This is a genomic window from Streptomyces sp. NBC_01017, assembly GCF_045162795.1.
In the GTDB taxonomy this organism is placed as follows: Bacteria; Actinomycetota; Actinomycetes; order Streptomycetales; family Streptomycetaceae; genus Streptomyces; species Streptomyces machairae.
This window is the reverse complement of sequence record NZ_CP108683.1, coordinates 1,068,838-1,091,938: the sequence shown is the minus strand read 5'-3', so window position 1 is coordinate 1,091,938 and position 23,101 is coordinate 1,068,838. Positions and strand designations below refer to the sequence as shown.

The following is a 23,101-nucleotide window of genomic DNA, read 5'->3' as shown; positions in this document are numbered from 1 at the left end:
GCTTGCTGCGCCTCAAGGCGTAAAGTCCTGACCGCAGGACGTAAATCTGGCCGACTGAATTGTTCGCAAGGAACAAAAACATGAGCCATGCAATCCGGAGGGCCAGCGAGCTGGCCCTGGATGAGACGACCGTCACCGCACTTCGGGCCGCGCTGAAGAGCACCGCCGACGAGGTCGTCCAGGCGATCATCGACGAGGTCCCTCCCTACGCCAACGCCCTTTCGGGCCACATGGGCGCCACCATCCGCCGAGCCGTCCGCACCGCCCTGGGGCACTACCTGGACCGCGCGAGCGGGAACGCCACAGGCGGCGACGCCGGTGACGCAGCCTACGAGCTGGGCCGCGGCGAGGTGCGCGACGGCCGTTCGATGGACGCCCTGCTCAGCGCCTACCGCGTCGGCGCCCGCGTGGCCTGGCGATGCCTGGCAGCGGGTGCCGTACCCGCAGGTCTGCCCGCCGCCGAGGTCGCCAAGTTCGCCGAGCTGACCTTCGCCTACATCGACGAGCTCTCCGCCGCGAGCGCCGCGGGCCACGCCGACGAACTGGCCGCCCGGGGCCGGGACCACGAGCGCCACCTGGAACACCTGGCCCGCGACCTCCTCGCCGGCGCGAGCCCGGACGTGCTGCTGACCTCTGCTCAACGGGCCGGATGGCAGCCTCCGGTTTCGCTGACCGCGGTCCTGCTGCCCGCCGCCCAGGCCCGGCCCGCCTACCGAACGCTCGACCCGAGCACCCTCGTCCTCGACGATCTGCCGGATGCCACCGGTGTGCTGCTCGTCCCCGATGCCGACCGATCACATCTCCTGCGGCAGCTGACCGACCGCACCGCCGTGGTCGGCCCGGCCCGGCCATGGACTCGTGCGTCCGCCTCGTACGCACGAGCCGTACGCGCACGCTCCCTCTCCTCTGATATTCGCGACACCGAGGACCACCTGCCCGAGCTGGTGCTGACCGCCGACGTGGAGGCGTTCGCAGACCTGCGTACCCGAGCCCTCGCACCGTTGCGGACCTTGCCTGCCGCGACCGCACGGCGGCTGGAGGAGACGTTGCGGGCGTGGCTGCTGCACCAGGGCAGGCGGGACGAGGTGGCGGCGGCGTTGTTCGTCCATCCCCAGACAGTCCGGTACCGGATGTCGCAGCTGCGGGAGCTGTTTCCGGATCTCGCATCGCCACACCGAGTCCTTGAACTGACGCTGGCGGTCGGTCTTCGGGGCAGCTGACGCGTACTTCGACCGTCCACGACCGCGTCCGCGAGCGGTCCAGGAATCGTGCCTCGTTCTCGGTGCCATCAGCTGGCTTATGCGGCCCGGGTAACGGGGGAGCGGTATGAGCCAGCTGAGACTGGGGGTCAGAAACTGCTCTCGTATAAGTGTCTATGAGTGTCTTTTAGGTGTCACGAGTGTTGTACGATCTTGTGTATGAACCTGACGGAATGGGCACGCTCGCAGGGGATTGCCCCGCGTACCGCGTATCGCTGGTTCCGTGAGGGCACATTGCCGGTACCTGCGGAGCGCGTGGGACCGCGCACGATCCTGGTGAATATCGACGCGAACACCTCACCGTCCGTGACCGGTGGTGTAGGTCTGTATGCCCGGGTCTCCTCGCATGATCAGAAGCCGGATCTGGAGCGGCAGACCGCTCGCCTGTCGGCATGGGCGGCGAAGGCCGGGCAGGAGGTCGTGCGGATCGAGTCCGAGATCGCCTCGGGTGTGAACGGCTGCCGCGCGAAGGCGAGGCGGCTGCTGGCCGACCCGGCGGTGACCACGGTCGTGGTCGAGCACAAAGACCGCCTCGGCCGGGTGAACGTGGAGCTGATCGAGGCCGCCCTGTCCGCGACTGGTCGCCGACTCGTCGTCCTCGATGACGGCGAAGTTGAAGACGATCTGGTCCGGGACAAGGTGGAGGTGCTGACGTCGTTCTGCGCCCGCCTGTACGGCCGTCGGTCGGCGAAGAACCGGGCGAGGAAGGCTCTCGAAGCGGCGGCTGCCGATGAGTGAGCCGAAGAAGCAGCAGAAGCTCCGTACTATCGACGCGCCGTTCGTCGCGCTCGGGCCGTGCGGGGTGGCGATACGCGACCGCCTCAAGCACCTCACCGACGTGGACGACACGGTGTTGCGGCTGGTCGGTGAACACCTCGGACGCCTCGCCTCGCTGGACCTCAAGAACCGCTGCGCTGACGGCCTGGACCACAACAGCGACATGTGGGCCGCCCGCAAGCAGCACCTGACGGCCGACTCCTCGTCCCGGTGGGCCGGTTCGATCACGAAGGCCACTCACGATCAGTGGGTGCTGTCCCGCCGCTGTCAGCTCGCCCACATCCGAGGGCTTGAGGCCGGTGTGCGGATGCTGATGCACCGTCTCTCCCAGCCGATCGGGGAGAAGGGCACCAAGCGGGCACCCGGCGGATACCGCAGTCGGGGCGAGTGGTTCCACAAGTCCCGCCGTCTGGCGACCCTGGAATACCGCCTGGGCGTGGCCCGCGCCGAGCGTGAGGCCGGTGTCGTGCACGTCACGCGCGGCGGCCGGCGCCTGATCAACAACCGCCACAACCTCGAAGCCGCCCAGCTCACCGCCGAGCAGTGGCGTGAGCGGTGGGAAGCCCAACGGTGGTTCCTCTCCGCCGACGGCGAGTCCGGCAAACGCTTCGGCAACTTCTGGTCGGTGATCTGGGCCGCTATGCCCTGGAAAACGGCTTTCATGTCGTCGTGGAGGGCGCTGTCCTGGCGCGAGCTGACCCACGGGTGTGCGGCGGGCTGCAGCTGGGTGACCGGCGGGGCGGCCAGGCCGGGTCACCAGGGGCCGGGGGGCGTCATCCCCAGTAGGCGCGGCTTCTCGAACTCGGCCATGCCGAGAAGGCTCGGCGAACAGGGCCGACAGGTGTCAACGGCTGTGAGACTCGGGGTGGCCGGTCTGGGATCGGCTGCCAGGGTGGTGTCGGTCGTCCCGCCGTGTGGTGACTCTTGTCAACGGTGGCCCCCAGAAGGTGCCCTCAAATGGACTTGTCCGACGTGGTGGGAGCCGACGCCGCCCTGGCCCACCTCGGTGTCCTGATCAGGAGATTGCCCGCCGTTCACGGCGTGGCCCGTCACAGTCCTGGCCCGGAGTGACTCTTGCCCAGACCGACGCCGGCCGTCAGCGGCCGAACCGTTGGTCCCTGGACTGAAAGGCACCCGACCACCGTGACGATTGTCGCGCACAGCCACCCGTACGTCATAGGCGTAGACACCCACGCCCGCAACCATGTCTTGGCCGTCCTGTCCGCGCCCACTGGCGAACTGCTCGATACGGCTGAGTTCCCTACGAGCAAATCCGGCATGACCCGGGCGGTTGCCTGGGCCGCTCGTCGCACCGGCGGCGACCTCGCCGCACTATGGGTCATGGAATGCATCGCGACCTTCGGCGCCCAGTTCGCCCGCACCGTCGCCGAGGCCGGCTACCAGATCATCGAAGCACCTCGGACGGGGGCTCATCGCGGCAAGGGCAAGTCGGACCCGATCGACGCACGGCGCATGGCCGAGGCCGCGCTCCCGCTCGAGGAGCACGAGCTGCGCCACCCCCGCGCTGACGACGGAGAACGGGCCGCGTTGCGCGTGCTGGTGACCGCCAGAGACCAGATGACCGATGAGCGGACCGCGAACGTCAACGCGCTGACCGCGTTGGTTCGGGTCGTCGACCTCGATATCGATGGGCGTCGGGCACTGACCGGTCGACAAATTCTCGAGGTCTCCCGCTGGCGCACCCGTGAAGAGCCCGTCGCGACCATGACCGCTCGAGGGGAAGCCGTGCGCCTGGCCAAGCGCATCTTCGCGCTCGACGAGGAACTGAGCGCCAACGCGAAGTCGATGACAGCGCTGGTGCGCGCAACGCCGGCCGCAGGGCTGCTGGATAAGCCCGGGATCGGGCCCGTCACCGCAGCTGTTGTGATGACCGCCTGGTCACACCGTGGGCGGGTGCGCTCCGAAGCCGCGTTCGCCTGTCTGGCCGGCGTAAGCCCGATCCCTGCATCCTCGGGTAACACCGTCCGCCACCGGCTCAACCGCGGCGGCGATAGACGTCTGAACCGGGCCCTGCACATGGCCACGGTCAGCCGCATGATCCACGATCCCGATCCCCGCGCATACGTCGAACGCCGGCGCGCTGAAGGCCGCACCAACAAAGAGATTCGCCGAAGCCTCAAGCGCTATCTCGCACGCCAGATCTACCGTCACCTCAACACCGCCGATAGCCCACCCACCGCCTCGACTTGCGCGTCATAGGAGAGTCCATCGGGATGCCCAGGTAGGTGGCCGTGGGGTGTCCAGGTTGGTGGCCATCAGAAACCCAGACGTGTGGCCGGTGGTGTTCCCGGGGTGGGGTCAGTTCAAGGGGACCACTCCCTTCCCGGCGAGGGCCTCGGCGAGGCGATGCGAGTCCCCGGTGGTGGTCACGAGGTGAGCGTGATGCATGAGGCGGTCGGTACTCGCGCCCGCGAGGGTCTTCGGCATGATCGTGTCGAAGCCATCTGGGATGGATGTTGCTGGTCACCGCGATGGACCGGCGCTCGTAGGCGGCATCGATGATCCGGTAGAACGCCTCTGCGGCGTCCTCGTCGACCGGCAGTAGCCCGATGTCGTCGATGACGATCAAATCGGCCCGGCAGATCCGGGCGACGGTGCGAGCGGTGGACCCGTCGACCTTCGACTTCCCGATCGCGGCGCTCAGCGTCTCCAGGGTGAACCAGGAGACCCGCAGATCCTTCTCGATCGCGGCCTGGGCGAGTCCCTCGGTGAAGTGACTTTTCCCTGTGCCGCTCGGGCCGGCGATCACCAAGTTCTCTGCCCGGCCGATCCATTCCAGGGTGATCAGGGAGTTCTGGGTGGGTTCGGGGATGGTGGAATCCTCGGCCCGCCAGGAGCCCAGCGTCTTGCCGGTGGGGAAGTTCGCCGAGTGCCGTCGAAGCCGCCGGGTGGCCGCGTCACGACCGGTGACCTCCTCGGATATCAGCAGCCGCAGGACCTCGGCGGGGTCCCAGCGTTGAGCGCGGGCGGTGGCCAGGACATCAGGGGCCGCCTTGCGCATATAGGGCAGCCGCATGCGACGCAGCCAGTAGCCGGTGGGTGCTTCGGCGCCGTCGGGCCATTCGGCCAGCAGTGTGACCTCAGGCAGGACGCCGTCCCAGTGGCCGTGTGAGGCGAGGGCGGCGGCCTGGGCGAGGCGTTTGGATTTGATCCCGGCGGGCCGCACCTGCAGGGACAGGAAGTGTGAGCGCAGCGGTCCGCGGGATCCTTCCCGCCAGGTCACCTCGGTGAAGGCCTGCCGTCCGTGGCCGGCCACCAGCGCGGCCACCGGAGTCGGCCTGTCGCGGTAGCGGGGCTGCGGCTTGCGGCCGTTGCCGGACCAGGTGGGGGCCATGGGCATCGCATCATGCGGGTGGACGGTCACATCCGAGCGGATCGCCACCACGTAGTCGATGCTGCGATGTTCCAGGCCGTCGCGGAAGTCGGCGTTCTGTCCGTAGCCGGCGTCGGCCACCAAAACCGGAGGCACCAGACCCCATCCGGCCAGCTCATCGATGGTGTCCAGGGCCAGACGCCACTTCTCCCGGTGCCCGATCTCGTCGGGCATCCCGGTCTTGCGCCGGCGAACCGGATCGTGCGCCCACTCCTCAGGCACGAACAGGCGCCATTGCAGCGGACAGGACGCCGTGTCGGAGACCGCGTGCACACTCACTGCGACCTGGCAGTTGGCCTGCTTGCCCAGCGCCCCGCAGTACTGGTGGGCGACCGCCACCGACATCTTCCCGTCCTTGGGAAACGACACGTCATCGACCGCCCACGCGTCCGGACCGACCAGCGGCACCATCCGCTGCGCAATCCGCCGCCGCACCGGCAGCGGATCCCACGTCGACTGGTTCACGAACTGCTGCAGATTCTGCTCGTTGCCGTCCGGCAGCCGCTGCGCCATGGCCTGGATGGACTTGCGGCGACCGTCCACCATCAGTCCCCGCAGATAGCAGTCGCTCTTGGCCCGCTGGTCCTTGCGCGGCACCGAGGCGAACACATCAGCCACGAATAACGCCAACTTCGCCCGAGCCCGGTTCACTTCATGTGTATCCACACCTTCAGCGTTCCCCCAAACAGGACCGACAGGCAGACATAACGGAGTCCTACTAGGGCCAGACGCCGGAGAAGTCGATCTCGCGGGCCCACTCGGGATGGTCTATCAGCGGATTCCGGTTTCCCTGGATCTCCGCTATGGCCGCGTTGCGGTGCAGTTCGTACTCGGTCACCGCCTCGCTCGCGTGCCACTGCAGCAGGAGGGGCAGCCGGTCCTCGGGGAACTCCCGCGCGACGTCGCCGACCTGGCCCGGATAGCGCAGCAAGAAGTACAGGGTGGCACGGGCGACCGCGCCTTTGCCCTCCTCCGGCTCGAAGCCCACGCTCTCGCGCATCCCGCACGCTTCCCGGACCGCTTCCTCGAAGTTGGGGAAGTTGAAGTACGGGAAGTTACCGCGGAAACTGTTACAGCCGACCTCGCACGCGAACAGATGGTGCAGGTCGCCGCGCATGGGCTCCTGCTTCCCGAACCACGACTGCGGCACCACATGCTCGCAGTTGAACGGCATCGACGCCTCCAGCGCGTCGAACTCCGCCTCGAACTCGACCGGTCCTGCCGTGCTCTCCAGCAGCAGGAGCTCCTGCACGCGAGCCAGCCGGGCCTGCGCCACGGTCGCGTCGGCCCGTATGAGCTCCTCGGCGGAGAAGTCCTTGCCCGAGTAGATGCTGCGCAGCTGTCCGTCCTTGTGCAGGTCGACCCATGGATAGACCAGCCTCATCGGCTTGTATTTGGGCTGGGGCTCGTGGCTCTCCGCCAGCAGCTTCGTCAGCGCGCGGCGCAGCGCGTCACCGTCGCCGGTGCGGATGTTCGCGTAGTACGCCTCGCGCGCGGCCGCGTCCGCGACGCGGTCGTAGTAGGGGCGCTCCTGTGCGACCCGATGGTTGATCAGGGCCGCGTCGACATCCTTCTCGACCGCTGATGCGACGTCCGGCCGCCCGGCCGGCGGCACCGGTGCGAGAGCGGGTGGCGGGGCCAGGACAGCGGTTGACGAGAACGACGAGGCATCGAAGCCGATGCTGATCCGCAGGGGGAGAAGGAACTGGGTTGTGCTGTCGCCTGCCTGAGTGATTGTCCAGCCTTGGGAACCGTTGGTACCTGGTATGGAGCCGTTGGTACCCCGCGTGGCGGACTCGCCGTTGAGGGGTGCTATCGGCGGGGCGCTCGACCCGGGAGGCGGGGTGAGCCTGGCGGTGAACACCTCATCACGCAGCCGTGCGGCCTCTCCGGTCAGGGGTACCTCGTGCAGGGCCCCCAGCACGCGGCTGATACGTACCCCCTCGTTGGCCAGCCAGGCCAATTGCTGCTCGCCCATCTCGGGCCGCCACACCGCGCCGTCGACGCTCAGCGGCCGGCCCTCGGCATCGGTCTTCGGAACGGCCGAGTGATGCAGCGCGACAACTTCCCATTGGTCGTTGAAGACCGGAGAACCCGAAGAACCCTCACGGGTGTCGCACTCATAGTGCAGGAACCGCTCCAGAACGTCGACGATCTGGTTCTCGCGCAGCGCGATCTGCTTCGGCTCGCCCCTGGGATGCTGGATGATGTTGACGAACTCTCCGATCAGGACCTTTCCTTGCGTCTCGCTGAGCATCAGCCGGCCGAACAACGACAAGTCCTCTCCCTGCGCCCCACGCGGAGCCACCGCGACGAGGCTGTAGTCGAGTGCTCGGTCGGTGACGAAGAACCGGATGGGCTCCAGCTGAAATACCGCCGGCAGGAGCGGGCTGCCGTCGACGCTGTCCTGGAACGCGAAGGCGACCTTGCTGCGACTCGCATCCTGCGTGCCGCGCAACACGTGGTTGTTGGTGAGCAACAGGGAGGGGGAGACCATGAAGCCGGTTCCGTGTCCGCCTCCGGGTCCGCTGATGGTGATCCGGCCGACCGAGCGCGAGACCTGGACACCTTCCTCCAGGAACGCGACCGGGGTGAGGTTGTTGCGCCCGATCAGGCGCTCCAGCCCCAGCGCGTCACTGGTGAAGGCTTCCGGGGGCAGCTGCAGGGTGCTTCCCGCGCTGCTGGCCGGTTCCGTCCGCGTCCGCTCGATCGCCCGCGCCATGGCCCAGTCCGCACCGAGACGCGCCAGCCGCTTCTCGACCCGCTCGGGGGTGTCCGCATACAGCACGCCACGTGACTCGAGAACGGATTGGTTCCCCTCGCGCCGTTCGGAGCGATTCGCGTAGCGGGCTGCGGCCATGGTGAGTTGTGACAGGTAGTCTGATTCTCGTTCGGAAGCGAGTTCCGCCGTGGCCATGATTCGCCTCCAGCCTCTAGTGGTGGTCGCTGTTTGTGTTGATGCCGACAGACCCGATTTATTACGCGGAGGGTGGAGCGACGATTCGACATGGTCCTCCGAGACCGGCCCGACCTCCGTACTTTCGTAGTTGAGGCGGAATCGAACTGCCTCGACCTCCGGAGTGCGCCGAGCTTCAGCTTTAGCGTCCCGGCTGAAGCCGCCCGTCCACCGGCAGCAGGTCGAAGAAGTTGTGTTCGGCGGCGGGCGCGTACCGCACGATGCCCGCGAAATTGGGGACGCGGACCGTCACCTGCGCGATCGCTTCGGGCGCGGCCTCCTGCAGGGACTCGCACACCGTGCCGTGCCAGTAGCCCGCGTCGTGCAGCGCGTCGCCGGTCGGCTCCTCCACAGGCGGCGAGGAGGACAGGTTCACCGGCACGTACAGCTGCCTGACGCCCTTGTCCGCGCAGGCCTGTGCGAGCAGCCGGCCGGTGAGACCGTCGCCGCCCTTCTCGCCCGGTGCGAACTGGGCCAGCATCACCAGCAGCGGTCGCTCACCGACACACGGCCAGGACTGCGCGAACAAGCCCGGTTCGCCGCTGTCCTGCGGACCGTACCGGCCGACGGCCTCGTCCTTTTGCTCGGGGCGAACCTTTCCCTCGAAGTAGGCCCACCGCCAACCCTCGGTCCTCCCATCGGCGTTGCCCGCCAGGGCACCCTGTGCCCAGGCCTCTGCGTAATCGGGGTCGCGCACCAGCGGTGTCCGGGGTACGTCCGGTGGCGAGCTGATGGCCTCGTCATAGCCGTCCTGCCAGGCTCTGACTCCGACCGGCACGAACACACCGGGCTCCACCGGCACGGAATGGGGATTGTGCTGAGTCATGACCGGCCTCCTTCACCAACTGGGCTTGGCGACGTTGCCGTTAGGACCAGGTAGAGCTCTTCGACATCTCGAAGTGCAGATGGGGCCCCGTGGTGTTACCGGTTTCGCCGACCTGTCCGAGCTGCTTTCCGACGCTGACCTTCTGACCGGTTCTCACCTGGCGTTGTGAGAGGTGGCAGCAGGTGCATATGTGGCCGTTGTCCGCGCGCAGCCCGATCCACTGCCCATATGCGAAAATTCGCCTCCCTTTAGCGTGCCCAGCGGGTCATCGAGAGCCACATCCGCGCGTTCTGGCCGAGAAGCGGGGCGGCAGTGTCAGCAGTTCGACCTCGTTGGCCCAGGCTCCGGCCCTGGACGGTGAGGAGGGTCGGCCCTGCGACCGCGGTGGGTACTGATGGAGCCGCTGACCTCAGAGCCCCGGGTGGTTGAGAGCGATGCAAGGGGAGACGTCGACGACGAAGGTGTCGTCGGCGTCAGCCGTCTGCTCCGTGGCCGCAGAAGTTCGGCAGGCCGTGTCGTTCCGTATCGCTGTCGCCGACCACAGACACACGACCTCTTCGACGGCGCCATGGCGGCCATACCGACGTCCTTCCGTTTGCGAGGAAGACAGCCAATTCCACGCTACGGAACTGCCGTCAGCCCAGCGTCATTCCGGCGTCATTCGCGGCCGTCGGGAGGCGGGAGCATACGGGCGAACGCGGGAGAGGGCGCGACGCCCAGTTCCTCGTGCAACAGGCGCCGAAACGCGTGTCGCCGCAGCAGCGGATCAGGAGCGGGTGCCGCGGGGCAGTTTCCACAGGGTGGTGCGCAGGCTGCCCCTGGCGTGCTCCTCGGATACCTCTGGCCACAGGGTTTGGCTGCCTCTGAATGCAAGGGGGAGCCCCGACGCGAAGGCTCGAGGCCCAGGCACGAGCACATAGACGCCGAGATACCAATACGACTGTGGGCGTCTAGCCTCGATTCTTCGGTGGGGTTTGGTCGTTGAGTGGCCTGGTGGTTCGCCCGTAATGTCCCTCGCCGTGTGAGGGTGGGCCGTCGCGTCTCGCTGCGGGGTGCGCCGGGTTCCACGGACCCGGAGGCTGCTGGCCTTCCTCCTCTCGGTGTGCGTTGGGGCAAGGGGCTGGTCGTCAGGTGGCGACCGTCAGGTTGTTGATCCGCTTCCAGCTGGTCGTGAATGTCTCGGCCCAGGGCCAGGTCCGTTCGATGCGCAGGTGGCGGCGGCGTGCGTGGTGGGCGAGGCGGGCGGGCAGGTGGTAGAGGCGGAAGCGGATCGTGTCCGGCTCGGCGTCGGCGAGGTCCGCTTGGTCGTGGAGGGCCAGCAGCCGCATCCAGGCGTCGAGATCGGCGGCGAGGTTCGCGGTGAGCATCCAGCTCGCGTTCGTTTCCCAGGACTTGGACGGCAGGTTCGCCAGTCCCATCGCCTTGTTGGTGCGCACGCGGTCTTCGACCTCGGCGTGATCGCGGTGGAGGACGTCGAGGAACTGCACTTGGTGGGTGCCGGCGATGTGACCCATGTGCCGGATGTTCGTTGCAGTGATCGAGTAGCGCCAGCCGGTCTTCTGCTCAAACGCCGTCAGCTTCCCCAGGTGCCGGCGGGAGGGCTTGACGCGGCGGACGATCAGCCGCATGCCCTTGGGCCAGCCCTCACGAGTGTTCAACCCGGTCAACTCGGCGACGAAGTAGCCCTCTTGGACCTCGCCGTCCTGTCGCAGGGAGGTTTCCCAGGCGGCTTCGGGGAGGCGGGCGATGGCGCGTTCGTCCTCGGGCGTGATCGTCCAGCCGACGGTGTAGCGGACCGTGCGCCGCGTGGTGTTCAGCGCCTGAAGGCGCTTGAGCAGGCCGTGCGTGGCACCGGCGCCGTCGACCCGCACCAGGATCTTGGCCTGGGAGGAGCGGGGTATCTGCGCGAGCGCGGCATCCAGCACCCGCAGGTGATCGGCGACGGTGTTCGCGCCGGCGTTGCCCTCCCTCAGCTCCATCGCCAGGCACTCGTCGGTGTTGGCCAGCCACGCGGCCAACGGGTGGAAGCCGAAGGTGCCCTTGAACGTGCCGGCGGCGCCCTGTTTCCTGGAGGCCGCGGTGATGACCGTGGCGTCCATGTCGAGCACGATCCAGCCCTTCAGATGCCGCCCCGCGACGGTCAGATACGGGAAGCCGCCGGGCCGCAGGTGCAGCAGCGTCCAGACGTGGCGACGCACCCGCTGTCGTACCTTCGCGATCTGCGCGCGCGTCGTCTCGTCCGTCGTGGACAGCAGCCGGTGCAGCGTGGAGTCCGACACTGCCGGTCCGAACAGCGGGCCGTGGTGGAGCTGGAGTTGCTCGGCCTCCAGCAGATTCGTGGCGCCGAGCGTGATCGCGACGACGAGGCCGACGAGCGCGGTGGCCCGGTCCCGCCACGACGAGGTCGTGCCCGATGGAAGCACTCCCGCCAGTGCGTCGGTCAGGCCCACGCGGTCGGCGAGCCTGCGCAACAGCACTGCCCCGGCATGCCCGACCAGCCCTTTCCCGTCGGCCGTCACAGACAGACCGCGGTCCCACCCTGTACGCTCACTCACCAGAAAGGTGCCCTGACTCCTGCGCCGGATTCGATCTAGACACTCGCATCCTTGCAGGTCGGCGGCACCTTTCTGCCGTCAGGGCGTCAGATCGACCAATTCCGCTGAAGAGCCGGGGCTAGGCGTTGGCCTCCGCCAAGGCGGTGAGGATGCGGCGGGTCTTGTTCTCGGGATGTTCGGAGAGGGGCACCCCGCGATCCCGCACCGCATCTTTGAGCTGTCGCTGCCGGCGCTCGGCCCGCGCCGCGAGTTCCTTGACGTCGTCCTCGTCCTTTGGCTTCACACGGATCGAAGCCTCCAAGAAATCCAGACCAGCGACCGACCACGCCTCCAGGTCCGCGTCCAGGTCATCGAGTGGAACGTCGTCGAACTTCGTCGAGTGAATCGGCCCCAGCACGATCAGCCCGTCGACCCAGACGGCGGGAGCGCAGGCGTGCAGGAACTGGTCCTGCACGGCGTCGATCGCCGTGGCGGGATCGGCCCCGGGCTTCACGGCGGCCGACAGCATTCCCTGCGTGTGACCGTGCACCAGCGAGGCGGCCAGCACACGGTTGTCCCCCGACCAGTCCTCCTCGATCTTGTACGTGAAGGGCGTCGCCTCGAACGGAGCCGAGAACCGGCCGACAAGTTGCTCCCGGAGGCATGGACGCAACTTGACGGTCAGGTCGTCCGGGCCGCCCCCGATCCTGAAACGCACGATTACGCCGCTGTCCAAGAGGGGCACCCGTCCCGCGACGATGCCGGCCCGTTCCTCAGCGAACCAGATTCGACGGCTGCTCATCGCACGGCCCGACGTGCCGAGGGCTGACAGCGCCGCCGCGACGTCGCCCTCGATGTTGACCTTGATCTCGACCGGCAACAGGTTCATCGCGTTTCTCCCGCACGGGTTCCAGACGTCGTCGCCTACGTTCGTGCTGACGCTGCGGGACGGCGGCGTTGAGTGCCGCCGATTTCCCGCACCGTAGGTGAATCCCATCCGGACCTGTCAGGTGCGGCTGTGCTCGTCATTCCGTCTCACTTCAGCGTATCCAGACCACACGCGGGCTGCAGCCGGGAGGCCGGACGACCGGCCCCGACGCTTTGAAAGGTGCGCACTTCAAAGAAACTGAGTGCCCACGCACTTGGTTGGAACCGGACGGTGCGGTGTAGGCCGCTCATGCCCGTGCTCGCCGCCTGGTGGCGCTCATCGGGCCATGCGGGCATGTCGTCGGCACGGTGCATCGAGGACACCGGGTTCACGTGCCGGCGAGTCACCTCGAGGAAGCCATCACAGCATCATCGAGGCGAGGGCCATCGTGCCCGGTCGCACACGCCGCGAGTGCCGTTCGCGCTTCAACTGTGCAGTGTCCAACGGAATTCGCCAACAGCCCGGGGTGCGGAACCGTAACCACGGGCGGAGGATGGAGTGGAGGGGGACCCCGTTTCCAGGAGCAGTGTGATCTGCCGTCCACCGCGGCGTGGGGCAACATATCCGGTGACGCATTGACGTCCCTGGACTCGGCTCCATATCGAACCCTCGCTCCCGCCGTTCCGGATGGTTGATTCCGATGCCGTTTCACATCGGGAGATTCACCTCGCGGAGGCCCTGAGATGCCCGTGCTCTTCTTCGACATCGGGGCGACTTTGACGGATGCCCGCCGTGATGGGGCATGTCACGGAAGGAGCCGAGGACAGCGATCGGCCGCAGTCCAGACAGTGGCCGGGGCATCGGTGAGGGCACTTGGCGGACAGAAGCGCGCGGTCGTCGCGGACCTGGAGGGCCGCCGTGTCCTCCACCGGCCGCCGCAAGCCCGAGCGGCGCCGCGCGCCACCTCGGCATTCGGTGAGCACACCCGAAGGAACTGACAACGACGTGACCTACCCACCCGGCAACCCACAGAAGGGAAAAGTCATGGCACTGGCCCACAACGAGGCACCCACGAGCCAGGAAGGGACGACAGCACCCGCCTACTGCGCACAACCCCCGGTGACCGAACCGATTCTGCGCCCGGACCTCAGCCCCGACCGGCTCAGTGCCATAATCCTGAGCCGGACCAAGTGGGTGAACGGCACGGTACTGCGCTACTGCCTCCTCAACGAGTCCGACGGCGCCTCTGCCGAGCAGCTCGACGAGGTCCGCAAGGCCTTCCAGGACTGGAAGGACATCGGTATCGGGCTGGAGTTCCGTGAGGTGGACCGGCCCTCGGAGTCCGAAATCCGCATCGGCTTCCGTCAGGGCGACGGCTCCTGGTCCTATGTGGGCCGGGATGCGCTGGGCATCAGCACGCGCGAGCGCACGATGAACTTCGGCTGGGACCTGACCAGCCCGCACGGCAAGGCCACCGCCAGACACGAGATCGGACATGCGCTCGGCTTCGCCCACGAACACCAGAACCCGTTCGCAGGTATCGAGTGGGACGACGAGAAGGTCTACGTCACACTGGCCAGCCCTCCGAACAACTGGCCACGGGAGCAGACCTTTCACAACATCCTGCGCAAGCTCTCCATCAGCGAGGTCGAAGGATCCGACTGGGACCCGGAATCCATCATGGAGTACCCCTTCCCTCCTGGCCTGATCCTCCGACCGGAAAAGTACCACCGGGAGGGCATACCGGATCCCCTGCTCATCTCCGAGAACGACAGGACGTACATCAAACGGTGGTATCCGCCCATGGAGGACAAGCTGGCCGAACTTCACCCGTTCCAGTCGGTTGAGCTGGACCTCGCTGCCGGTGAGCAGTCGGACTTCGCCATCGTCCCTTCGGAGACGCGGATGTACGAGATCGGCACGCTCGGGGACAGCGACGTCGTCATCGTGCTGTTCGAGGAGGTCGACGGCGAACTGCGCTACTTCACAGGCGAGGACGACAGCGGCGAGGACACCAACGCCCGCCTGAAGGTCAGGCTCTTCGACGGACGTCGCTACGTGCTCCGCACCCGGCTCTACTCGGCCTGGGGCCCGGGGCAGGCCGCGCTCATGCTCTGGTGACCGCGTAGCGGAATTCCCTCCGATTCCCAGCCTTCTCACCTACGCGAGCCCGGCCAGGGCAAGGCCGCTGGCGAGTGTGTGGAGGCTGGGCACGCCGTTGTTCGGAGGGTGGCGAGCCAGTCCGGGGCAGCCCGACGGTAGTTCGGGCAACTCCATGCATGTGACGTGGTGATGCAGCACCAGAGCGAGGTTGCCAAGGCCACCGTCGTCGGCTCGACGACAGGCCCGACCACGGTCAGTGGACTGCTTCGTTGCCGGAGCGGCAGCTGAAACGGCCTCAGTCTTCGTGTCCGGCGGGCGGCAGCTTGATGCTGGCCACGCAGCCCGTGAAGGACGCGTTGGGGCAGAAGGCGTCGAAGCCCATGCCGTACCGTGCGAAGGATCCCCAGGCCGCGTTGCGGACCTCGGGGTACTGGGCTTCGGTGGCACTGCTCTTGAGGTCCTTGAGCGCCCGCAGGACGCGGAGCACCAGAGGCCCGATGTCCCCGAAGTCCCCGGGCCCGTGAAGAGGAAATCGTCGCGGTCAACGGATAGCGGGGAGCCCGGCCGTCCGCCACGGGGGTAGCGGACGGGCCGGGGCTCGTGGAGAGCTGGAGTCAGGTGGTGTATTCCAGCTCGGTCGTGGCGGCCTGGCGAACGGCCACGGTGAGCTGGTCCATGTCGAATCCTTCGAGGTACTCCAGAGCGCCTGGCGGGTCTCCCGTACGCGATCGGCGAGGTTCGGTTCGTTCAGGATGTCCTCGGGCAGAAGGATGCGGCGGAAATCCGGCTTCTCGACTGCCGATGCGATCAGCTTCTCGGCGATCCAGAGCGGAGTGCGCTCCCGGATCGCGAAGGTGAGATGGATGCTCCGCTCGTCGGAGTCCAGGGCGTGAGGGTTGTGAACCCACCCTCGCGGCAGGAGGAGCGATTGTCCTGTCTTCAGATCGACTTCCAGGTCAGGGCCGGCGGCTTCCCACTTCGGGATGAAGTCAGGGTTCCAGACTCGGAAGGACTCCTGGTACTCGCGCATGGGCGCGGGGTACTCCGGGCGCCGGAGTTGCCACCGCTTCACGCCTTCGATCTGCACGATCACGGCCATCTGCTGATCCCAGTGGTGCAGAAGACCTTGGCTCCGCGGTGGGGTCAGGAACGCGTGCAGGTAGTTGCTGTAGCCGGTCTCACGCTGGATAGCGCGGGCCGCGTCTGCCAGGAACGGGATCACGCGCTGGAGGTTGCCGAGTCGAACGGTGTAGCCGTCGCTGTAGAGCTTGCGGAGCTTGACCGGGTCAGTCCGGCCTCGCGTTCGGTGGCAGTCAGGGTGCAGTGAAGGACCGGACTTCACGAGAGCGATCTCGTCGGCGTTCACGCAGCCCGTGTCGATGTAGTGGTCGAGGAGTTCCGGCGTGATCGTGCGGTCCAGCTCCGTAGTGCCCCGCTCGTACACGCGGGGCTCATTCGGCCAGGAGGCTAGGAGGGCGGTCCCGCCCTCGTCAGGGAGTAAGAGGCTGAGCGACATTGCGTCGGCTCCTTACGACGGCGGGAGTGGGCAAGGGATGTCCGGGTGGAATCGGTTCGGGCAGGCACGACCGAGAACGAGATCAGGTTCTTTGACGGCGTGTAGTACGCCCAGCTCACATCGACGCCCCGAGGAAGAACGTCCGTGGCGTACTCCAGCTTGTTTTCGAGGCTGCTGTACGCCTGGAGCCTGTCCGCCCGGATGAAGGGCGGGTTCTCCTCGTACTCCTTCGTGAGCCAGGCGAACGCGATTCCCAGATCGGCCCAGGTGCGGTCAGCCGAGACCTGGGTCTTCTTCATCAGCCAGTGGCCGGTCATCGTGGGCGGCACGTTGCCCGTCTGGAACTCGGCGGCAGCTTCGCGGTACCGGTCGGCGTGCTCGGCCTGCTCCTGATGGCGGTCGCCTTCCTGGTGCTCGACCTGGTGACCCCGGGCAAGCTCGGCGCCATCGTCGTCGACCCGGAGCCCCACCCGGCGGTCTGGGGCTCGGCCGCCTGCAACCTGGCCGTGGCCGCGATCGTGGCCGCCTCGATCGCCTGACGCGGAGCACCCGTACACGACGAGAGCGCCGCTCCCCACAGGGAGCGGCGCTCTCGTCCTAAGCGATGGCTACGCGAGACCCAGCGCGAACACCGCGAACCCCGCCGCCAGCAGCCCCGCCACCGTCCGGCGCAGCGCCCGGCTTCCGCGCACTCCCGCTGGTGGATGCTCGAACCGGCGCGCGTACCGGGCGATGCCCACCAGCAGCGCCGCGAACACCGGCATCCATGCGACCCGCGCCGCGATCCAGCTCAGGCTGTCCGGGGCGGTCGTCAGCCCGGCCGGCCCGCCTCCGCCCACGAACGAGCCAGGTACGGCCGCGGCCAGCATGGCCGTCTGGTGCCAGCACAGGATCGTCATCGCGCACAGGTTGATCACGACCACCGGAGCCCACAGGACCGGCCGGGCCAGCAGCTTCGCCAGCCGGTCGCGCAGCAGGATCGCCGCACCCGACTGGGCCGAGGCCAGGGCAAGTACCAGCAGCGACGGCGGATGAGAGTTGGTCCGCGCGGCTCCTGGTACGCCGACCATCGACGCCGGATAGTGGAAGACCGACAGCAGCGCCGCGAACAGCAGGGTCCCGCCGGCCAGCAGCAGCCAGGCCCCGTGCCGCCCGATCCGCCGCTCGCCCCACGAAACGCCCAGCTGGTACGCGAACAGCCAGCCCGGCAGGATGTTCACCAGGGACAGCCAGGACGGTATGGAACCGGCGAGCGGCCCGTAGCGCAGGAAGTCCACCACGGCCACCGAACCGAGCAGCGGGGCCGCGGCCCAGCCGCCGAGGCGGCCCGCCGCCCGCACGCAGTACGGGGTCAGCGCGGTGATCACCACGTACACCCCGACGAACCAGAGCGGCTGGATCACCAGCGTCGCCCCGGTGCGCAGCGAGGCCTCCGGCACCCCGGCCGCGTACAGCACCGGCGCGGCCAGCGCCCATGCCGCGGTGACCCCGAGCACCGGCCGGCCCAGCCGGACGATCCGGCCCTTCAGCCACGCGCCCGCCGAACCGGGGCGGCGCCCGTAGGAGAGCGCCGAGGCGTAGCCGCCGACCAGGAAGAAGATGCCGAGCATCTGGAGCACCCAACTGGCCGGTGCCAGAGCGCCGAACGCCGACAGCGGGCTGGCGTTGTGCAGCCCGCCGTCGGAGTCGAGGGTGAACCCGCCGAGCAGCCAGTGGCCGGTCGGCACGGCGAGCAGCGCCAGGGCGCGCAGCCCGTCGACCGCCCGGTCGCGGCGGGCGGGCGTCTGGCGGTCGATCCGCTCGGCGGCTTTCCTCAGCGGGGCCACGGCGGCGGAGGCGCTCATCGGGCCTCGCCCCTCGCGATCGCGGCGAAGGCCTCCAGAGACTGGGTGCCGGGCATGAAGTAGCCGGTGTGGCCCTGGACGTCGGCGGCGGGCACCCGGCGGGCGCCGAAGCCCGCGGAGGTGGGGTCGGCCCCGTGGCCGATGTCGGCCAACCGGACGTTCGGGACGTCCGCGATCCAGTCGGAGGGGCCCCGGGCCACCCAGACGCGGGCGCCGGTGCGCAGCCCGGCCGCGGTCTCGGCGCGCATCCCGGGGGAACCGAAGGCCACGATGTCGGAGGCGTCCGTGTGACGGGCCGCCAGCCCGCAGACCACCGAGCCGTAGCTGTGGCAGAACAGCACCGGGTCGGGCGCGCCGACCGCGTCGAGCCCGGCGGTGAACCGGGCCAGGCGCGCCGCCCCGGCCGTGGCCAGCCGGCCGTCGGCCGCGTCCATGCCGACACCGACCGGGGTGGTGTAACCCGTCCACGCCACGACGGCCGCGGACCCCCCGGCCGCCTCGCGCAGCGCCCGGGCCATTCCGGCCGGGCCGGTGTTCGGCGTGCGCCGCGCGTCGTGCGTGGTGGCGTCGTTGTCCGACCCCGGCACGATCACCGAGACGCGCTCCGCGTGCTCCAGGTCCCCGAACACCTCGGCGACCTGGCCCCGGCCGCGCGGGTCGAAGGCCAGGATCCGCCGGTCCGGCGCGGCGAGGGAGGCGTACCGGGCCTCACCCGTGGCGGCGATCGCGATCCGGTTGGCCTCGTACCGCAGGGGGACTGGTGCCCCCTCCAGATTGCCGACCACCAGCGGGTGGTCACGCAGGAGTTCCCGGCACGCCGCCTCGTCGAGCCCGGCGAAGAACCGGGCCACCTCGCGCGGTGTCGCGGTCGCCGGGTCGGGCAGCGCCCGGCCGGACGCCGTAGCGGCCCGCCAGCCCGCGGTGCCGGGCGGTGGCCCGGTGACCGCCTCCTGGCTCTCGCCCGAGGCCCATCCGGCGGTCCCCCCGACGACGGCCACCGCCAGCGCGGCTGTGACCAGCGTCCTTCCGAAGCGGCGCATGCCCCTTCTCCTCTCCTCGTGACGAGGAGGAAGGTAGGAAGGAGGTGTCGGCGCGCACGTCGGACCGTGGTGCCAAGTCGGATGTCATACCCCGGTAGGGGGTGGAGGAGACGGGGGCCGGCCATCCCCGCCCAGGCCCCCCGGTCTGTCCTGCTGCGCCCCGCCGTCCGGTCGGACCGGGGTGCCCGGTCTGCCGCTCAGGCGGAGTCGCCCGGCCGGACCAGCCCCGCCTCGTAGGCGAAGATCACGGCCTGGGCCCGGTCCCGCAGGTCGAGTTTGGCCAGCACCCGTCCGATGTGGGTCTTCACCGTCTGTTCCGCCAGCACCAGATGGCCCGCGATCTCCTGGTTCGACAGTCCGCGCGCGATGAGTTCCAGTACCTCGGTCTCACGCGGGGTGAGGCCGTTCAGCCGCAGCGCCGGGTCCTTGCGCGGAGCCGGCCGCTGCTGGACGAAGTCCGCGATGAGCCGCCGGGTCACCGTGGGCGCCAGCAGTGCCTCGCCCGAGGCGACGACGCGTACCGCCGCGATCAAATCGGCCGGCGGGGCGTCCTTCAGCAGGAAACCCGAGGCGCCCGCGCGCAGCGCCTCGTACACGTAGTCGTCGATGTCGAAGGTGGTCAGCATCAGCACCTTCGGCCGGTGCACGACCCCGGGCGGGGGATCGAGGATCTCCCGGGCCGCCGTGAGTCCGTCCATCTCCGGCATCCGCACGTCCATCAGCACCACGTCGGGGTGCGTGGAGCGGGCCACCTGCACGCCCTGCCGCCCGTCGGGCGCCTCGCCCACCACGTCGATGTCGGCCTGCGCCGACAGCAGCGCGGCGAACCCCGCCCGCACCATGGCCTGGTCGTCGACGATGATCACGCGGATGGTCAACTTGCGTCCTCGGTCGGGTCGTTCAGGGGCAGGCGGGCGGCGACCCGAAAGCCGCCGTCGGGCAGCGGACCGGTGTCCAGGGTCCCGCCGGTCAACCGTACGCGTTCCCGCATCCCCACCAGACCGTGCCCCGTGCCCGAACTCTCCAGCTCCACTACGGCGTCCCGGGCCGGACCGTTGACCACGAGCACCAGCACCTCGTCCTCGTCGACCGTCACCGAGACCCGGGTGCGCGCGCCCGGCGCGTGCCGCACCACATTGGCCAGGGCCTCCTGCACGATCCGGTACGCCGACAGGTCCACCGCCGGCGGAGCCGCCCCGGCCGCACCCGCCGCCAGCGACAGCTCCACCGGCTGCCCGGCCCGTACGGTCGCCTCCACCAGCTGCTGCAGCCGGTCGATGCCCGGCTGGGGGGCCCGTTCACCCGCGCCGCCGTTCGCTCCGTCGCCGCGCAGCACGGTCAGCAGCCGCCGCATCTCGCCCAGCGATTCCCGGGCGCCGGCCGCGATCGCCGCGAACTCCTCCTGGACCGCCTCGGGCATGCCCGGCAGCCGGTACGGCGCCGAATCCGCCTGGACGGTGATCACCGACATGTGATGGGCCACCACGTCGTGCAACTCGCGGGCGATCCGGGCCCGTTCCTCCAGCAGGGTCCGCCGGGACCGCTCCGCCTCGCTGATCCTCTCCTGCTCGGCGATCCGCTGCTGGGCGTCGCCCAGACCGCGCAGCGCGCCCGTCAGCACCAGCATCACCCCGCTCAGCACGAACAGCAGGGCGGCGGAGTTCATCACGCCGTCCGGCTGGAAGAAGCCCAGCGCCGCACCGAGCGCGCCGGTCACCAGCCACACCCCGACCAGGGTCCGGATGGATTCGCGCAGCCCAAGGCAGGCCATCAGCACCAGATACCCGACGATGGTCATGGGCGGCCACGGCCAGGAGTGCCCGGCCACCTTGTCGGCACCGATCAGCAGGGCCGCGCTGGCGAAGTCCGCCGCCAGGGCGATGCCCCAGGCGGGCAGCGGCCGCACCACCGCGAGCAGCAGCGGCACTGTCTGCGCCACCCCGAGCGCGCCCGCCCAGTCGCCGTCCAGCCCGTAGTCGTTGGTCAGCACGGCGATGGTCACCGGCAGCAGCGTCACCACGAAGATGCCGACGACGACGTACGGCAGCATCCGCTGCCAGCGCTTGGCCGCCTGCCCCAGCAGGGGCTGCGCCGGCCGGGCGGGCGTGCGCAGCAGCACGGCGAGCCGGCCCAGCGCGCCGGGCACACGCGCACCGGGCGTGCCGGCCGAAGGGGCGCGGGTGCGGTCGCGTTTCCGGCCGCCCCGCCAGGTGCGGGATCTGTCGCTCATGATCGGACCAGCCTATGCCCGGCCGGCCCCCGAACCGGGGGTAAGGGTAGGCTGCTCCCCAAGCGATCACGGGGGAAGAGAGCATGGGCGGGGCAGCCGCGCTGGAGAAACTGGTGCCGGTGCACCTGGCCTTCGGCGGCGGGGTGCTGCTCGCACGCCGCAAGATCGTCCCGGCAGAGGCCTCCAAGGTCTTCTCCGACTACGCCTTCCTCTTCGCCGTCCCCTGCTACCTCTTCGGCAACATTACGCCAGTGACCTCGCGGCCCTCTTCAACTGGCGGGCGATAGGCGGCTACGCCGGGTCGGCGGCCCTCGCGGTCGCGGCCGTCGCCGTGGCGGCGCTCGTCCACGGCATCCGGGAGCCCCGGATCGTGGCGCTGCGCGTGATGGGCGGGGTCCAGGTCAACACGGCCTACTTCGCCGTCCCCGTCTTCATCACCATGTTCAGGACGGCGGCTCCGATCTTCCCGATCCTGCTGTTCCAGGTCTGCGTGCTGTCCCTGGTCGTCATCGCCCTCATGGAACTGGGCCGTGCCGGCCTGGCCGCGGGCGGTCCGGCACGACGCCTCGCCCGCGCCGTCGGAGCCTCGCTCACCACCCCCGTGGTCCTCGCCTGCAACGCGGGGATCCTGCTCAACCTGCTCGCGGTGAAGATCCCGGCCGTGGTCCTGGACGGCGCCGCCTTCGTCGGTGACAGCGCCTCGCCGGTCGCCCTGTTCGCCCTCGGCCTCCACCTCGGCGGCCTCGGTCTCGACCTGCGGGGCACCACGCGCGAGGAGCTGGCCCTCGTGGGCTTCAAGTGCCTGGCGTTCCCGCTGCTGACCTGGGCGGTGTGCGGGATGCTCTTCGGCGTCCGGGGCGAGTGGCTGGCGTACCTCGTCCTGATCGCGGCGATGCTGCCCCGAGGGCAAGATCAGCGCCAGCTGGTCCGACCAGCGAAAGAGTAGCGGAACTCCCGTCGCGCGGGTGCACTTCACTGCCCAGGACTGCGGGAGCTGCCCCGTACGCGAGAAGTGCACCAAGGCGGCGAACGGCAAGTGGGGCCGCAGTCTGACATTGCTTCCCCGGGGCCAGCAGGAGGCGTTGGAAGCGCGGCGCCGCGAGCAGCTGACCGACGAGTGGCAGCAGCGTTACAACATCCGCGCCGGCGTGGAAGGCACGATCTCCCAGGCAGTGCGGCGCACCCGCATCCGCCGGACCCGCTACACCGGCCTGCCCAAGACCCACCTCGGCCACGTCTTCGCCGCCACCGCCATCAACGTCATCCGACTCGACGCCTGGCTCACCGAAACCCCACTCGGCGAGACCAGGACCTCGCATCTGGCCCGACTTGACCTGGCCGCATAAAGGCCCCGCCCACACCCGGTTTACGGATTTCCCAACGGAGTCCTTCAGGAGGGGGAGGAAGTCAATCGCTTGTGCGCCTCGGCCGAGGCAGCGGGAACCCCGGTCACGCGAGGTCCTCCAGATCAGTGTGATTCGAGGTTCATTGAGGGTCGTTCAGGGATCAAGGAGCAATATAGTGGCAGGAGTTGGGGAGAGAGGCGCCCCGAGACCTGGCGCTCGGCTCAGGACGAGCGCAGTCTGACCTGACCAGGGAGAGGCTCAGCCGCCGAACGCTCAAATGGCGGTCAGATTGGAAGGTTCCGGCATGAACGGATCGGCCCCACGCGCCGTATCCTTACCCGATCGAGGCGCGCATTCGATCGAATTCCTCGGTCTTCATGGGGTTTGTGCACACGGGTCGTGAGTACT

At 68.9% G+C, this 23,101-nt stretch carries 20 protein-coding genes and 2 pseudogenes; 9 read left to right on the top strand and 13 right to left on the bottom strand.

Going from position 1 to position 23,101, the window contains the following annotated elements:
• Positions 1 to 80: 80 nt before the first annotated feature.
• The 4 genes and pseudogenes from OG331_RS05335 (at position 81) to OG331_RS05320 (ending at position 4,256) form a co-directional block, all read left to right on the top strand.
• Positions 81 to 1,220, top strand: coding sequence for a PucR family transcriptional regulator (locus OG331_RS05335; RefSeq protein WP_406192033.1), 1,140 nt, complete (start codon positions 81 to 83; stop codon positions 1,218 to 1,220).
• Between the two features lie 198 nt (positions 1,221 to 1,418).
• Positions 1,419 to 1,997: an IS607 family transposase gene (locus tag OG331_RS05330; protein ID WP_406192030.1), complete on the top strand. Its 579-nt coding sequence runs from the start codon at positions 1,419 to 1,421 to the stop codon at positions 1,995 to 1,997.
• Positions 1,990 to 2,652 (top strand): annotated as a pseudogene (locus OG331_RS05325) (IS200/IS605 family accessory protein TnpB-related protein); the annotation flags it as partial. The gene OG331_RS05330 and the pseudogene OG331_RS05325, both read left to right, overlap by 8 nt.
• Before the next feature lie 527 nt (positions 2,653 to 3,179).
• Positions 3,180 to 4,256: an IS110 family transposase gene (locus OG331_RS05320; RefSeq protein WP_406192027.1), complete on the top strand. Its 1,077-nt coding sequence runs from the start codon at positions 3,180 to 3,182 to the stop codon at positions 4,254 to 4,256.
• On the opposite strand, the gene OG331_RS05315 is transcribed toward OG331_RS05320, so the two are convergent.
• From OG331_RS05315 to OG331_RS05290, 6 genes are all read right to left on the bottom strand, one after another.
• Positions 4,210 to 6,096 (bottom strand): IS701 family transposase, encoded by a 1,887-nt coding sequence (locus tag OG331_RS05315; protein ID WP_406192025.1) that lies wholly within the window; start codon positions 6,094 to 6,096, stop codon positions 4,210 to 4,212. The two genes, OG331_RS05320 and OG331_RS05315, sit on opposite strands and share 47 nt — an antisense overlap.
• Positions 6,097 to 6,148: 52 nt before the next feature.
• Positions 6,149 to 8,218: an endonuclease gene (locus OG331_RS05310; RefSeq protein ID WP_406192022.1), complete on the bottom strand. Its 2,070-nt coding sequence runs from the start codon at positions 8,216 to 8,218 to the stop codon at positions 6,149 to 6,151.
• A gap of 310 nt (positions 8,219 to 8,528) precedes the next feature.
• Positions 8,529 to 9,212: a hypothetical protein gene (locus tag OG331_RS05305; RefSeq protein WP_406192019.1), complete on the bottom strand. Its 684-nt coding sequence runs from the start codon at positions 9,210 to 9,212 to the stop codon at positions 8,529 to 8,531.
• A 40-nt stretch (positions 9,213 to 9,252) separates the two neighbouring features.
• Positions 9,253 to 9,402 (bottom strand): M23 family metallopeptidase, encoded by a 150-nt coding sequence (locus OG331_RS05300; protein WP_406209730.1) that lies wholly within the window; start codon positions 9,400 to 9,402, stop codon positions 9,253 to 9,255.
• Between the two features lie 937 nt (positions 9,403 to 10,339).
• A complete protein-coding gene (locus OG331_RS05295) occupies positions 10,340 to 11,767 on the bottom strand; it encodes an IS1380 family transposase (protein WP_406191297.1) in 1,428 nt (475 codons plus the stop codon).
• Between the two features lie 118 nt (positions 11,768 to 11,885).
• Complete coding sequence (locus tag OG331_RS05290) at positions 11,886 to 12,635, bottom strand: hypothetical protein (RefSeq protein ID WP_406192016.1); 750 nt, start codon at positions 12,633 to 12,635, stop codon at positions 11,886 to 11,888.
• 1,023 nt (positions 12,636 to 13,658) lie between these two features.
• Here OG331_RS05290 and OG331_RS05285 point away from each other — a divergent pair.
• Complete coding sequence (locus tag OG331_RS05285) at positions 13,659 to 14,735, top strand: M12 family metallopeptidase (RefSeq protein WP_406192013.1); 1,077 nt, start codon at positions 13,659 to 13,661, stop codon at positions 14,733 to 14,735.
• A 277-nt stretch (positions 14,736 to 15,012) separates the two neighbouring features.
• On the opposite strand, the gene OG331_RS05280 is transcribed toward OG331_RS05285, so the two are convergent.
• From OG331_RS05280 to OG331_RS05270, 3 genes are all read right to left on the bottom strand, one after another.
• Positions 15,013 to 15,204, bottom strand: a complete 192-nt coding sequence (locus OG331_RS05280; RefSeq protein WP_406192010.1) for a hypothetical protein — start codon at positions 15,202 to 15,204, stop codon at positions 15,013 to 15,015.
• A 54-nt stretch (positions 15,205 to 15,258) separates the two neighbouring features.
• Positions 15,259 to 16,083 carry a JmjC domain-containing protein gene (locus OG331_RS05275; protein ID WP_406192008.1) on the bottom strand — a complete coding sequence of 275 codons (825 nt, stop codon included), beginning with the start codon at positions 16,081 to 16,083 and terminating at the stop codon, positions 15,259 to 15,261.
• A gap of 101 nt (positions 16,084 to 16,184) precedes the next feature.
• Positions 16,185 to 16,550: a hypothetical protein gene (locus OG331_RS05270; RefSeq protein WP_406192005.1), complete on the bottom strand. Its 366-nt coding sequence runs from the start codon at positions 16,548 to 16,550 to the stop codon at positions 16,185 to 16,187.
• 54 nt (positions 16,551 to 16,604) lie between these two features.
• Here OG331_RS05270 and OG331_RS05265 point away from each other — a divergent pair.
• Positions 16,605 to 16,772: pseudogene (locus OG331_RS05265) on the top strand (DUF350 domain-containing protein); the annotation flags it as partial.
• 69 nt (positions 16,773 to 16,841) lie between these two features.
• Here the strand turns inward: OG331_RS05265 and OG331_RS05260 are convergent.
• The 4 genes from OG331_RS05260 to OG331_RS05245 all read right to left on the bottom strand — a co-directional run bounded on the left by OG331_RS05260 (position 16,842) and on the right by OG331_RS05245 (position 21,347).
• Complete coding sequence (locus OG331_RS05260; protein WP_406192002.1) at positions 16,842 to 18,077, bottom strand: acyltransferase; 1,236 nt, start codon at positions 18,075 to 18,077, stop codon at positions 16,842 to 16,844.
• Complete coding sequence (locus OG331_RS05255; RefSeq protein ID WP_406191999.1) at positions 18,074 to 19,117, bottom strand: alpha/beta hydrolase; 1,044 nt, start codon at positions 19,115 to 19,117, stop codon at positions 18,074 to 18,076. Before OG331_RS05255 ends, OG331_RS05260 begins: the two co-directional genes overlap by 4 nt.
• 197 nt (positions 19,118 to 19,314) lie before the next feature.
• On the bottom strand, positions 19,315 to 19,995 hold the full coding sequence (locus OG331_RS05250; protein WP_406191996.1) for a response regulator: 681 nt from the start codon (positions 19,993 to 19,995) through the stop codon (positions 19,315 to 19,317).
• Positions 19,992 to 21,347, bottom strand: a complete 1,356-nt coding sequence (locus OG331_RS05245; protein ID WP_406191993.1) for a sensor histidine kinase — start codon at positions 21,345 to 21,347, stop codon at positions 19,992 to 19,994. The genes OG331_RS05250 and OG331_RS05245 overlap by 4 nt, the downstream gene beginning before the upstream one ends.
• An 83-nt stretch (positions 21,348 to 21,430) precedes the next feature.
• Between OG331_RS05245 and OG331_RS05240 the strand changes: the two genes are divergently transcribed.
• Genes OG331_RS05240 through OG331_RS05230 form a run of 3 tightly spaced genes read left to right on the top strand, consistent with a single transcriptional unit; the run spans position 21,431 to position 22,693 of the window.
• Positions 21,431 to 21,634: an AEC family transporter gene (locus OG331_RS05240; protein ID WP_406191990.1), complete on the top strand. Its 204-nt coding sequence runs from the start codon at positions 21,431 to 21,433 to the stop codon at positions 21,632 to 21,634.
• Positions 21,635 to 21,678: 44 nt separating this feature from the next.
• Positions 21,679 to 22,293 carry an AEC family transporter gene (locus OG331_RS05235; RefSeq protein WP_406191987.1) on the top strand — a complete coding sequence of 205 codons (615 nt, stop codon included), beginning with the start codon at positions 21,679 to 21,681 and terminating at the stop codon, positions 22,291 to 22,293.
• Positions 22,259 to 22,693, top strand: a complete 435-nt coding sequence (locus OG331_RS05230; protein WP_406209727.1) for a transposase — start codon at positions 22,259 to 22,261, stop codon at positions 22,691 to 22,693. Before OG331_RS05235 ends, OG331_RS05230 begins: the two co-directional genes overlap by 35 nt.
• Positions 22,694 to 23,101: the final 408 nt, after the last annotated feature.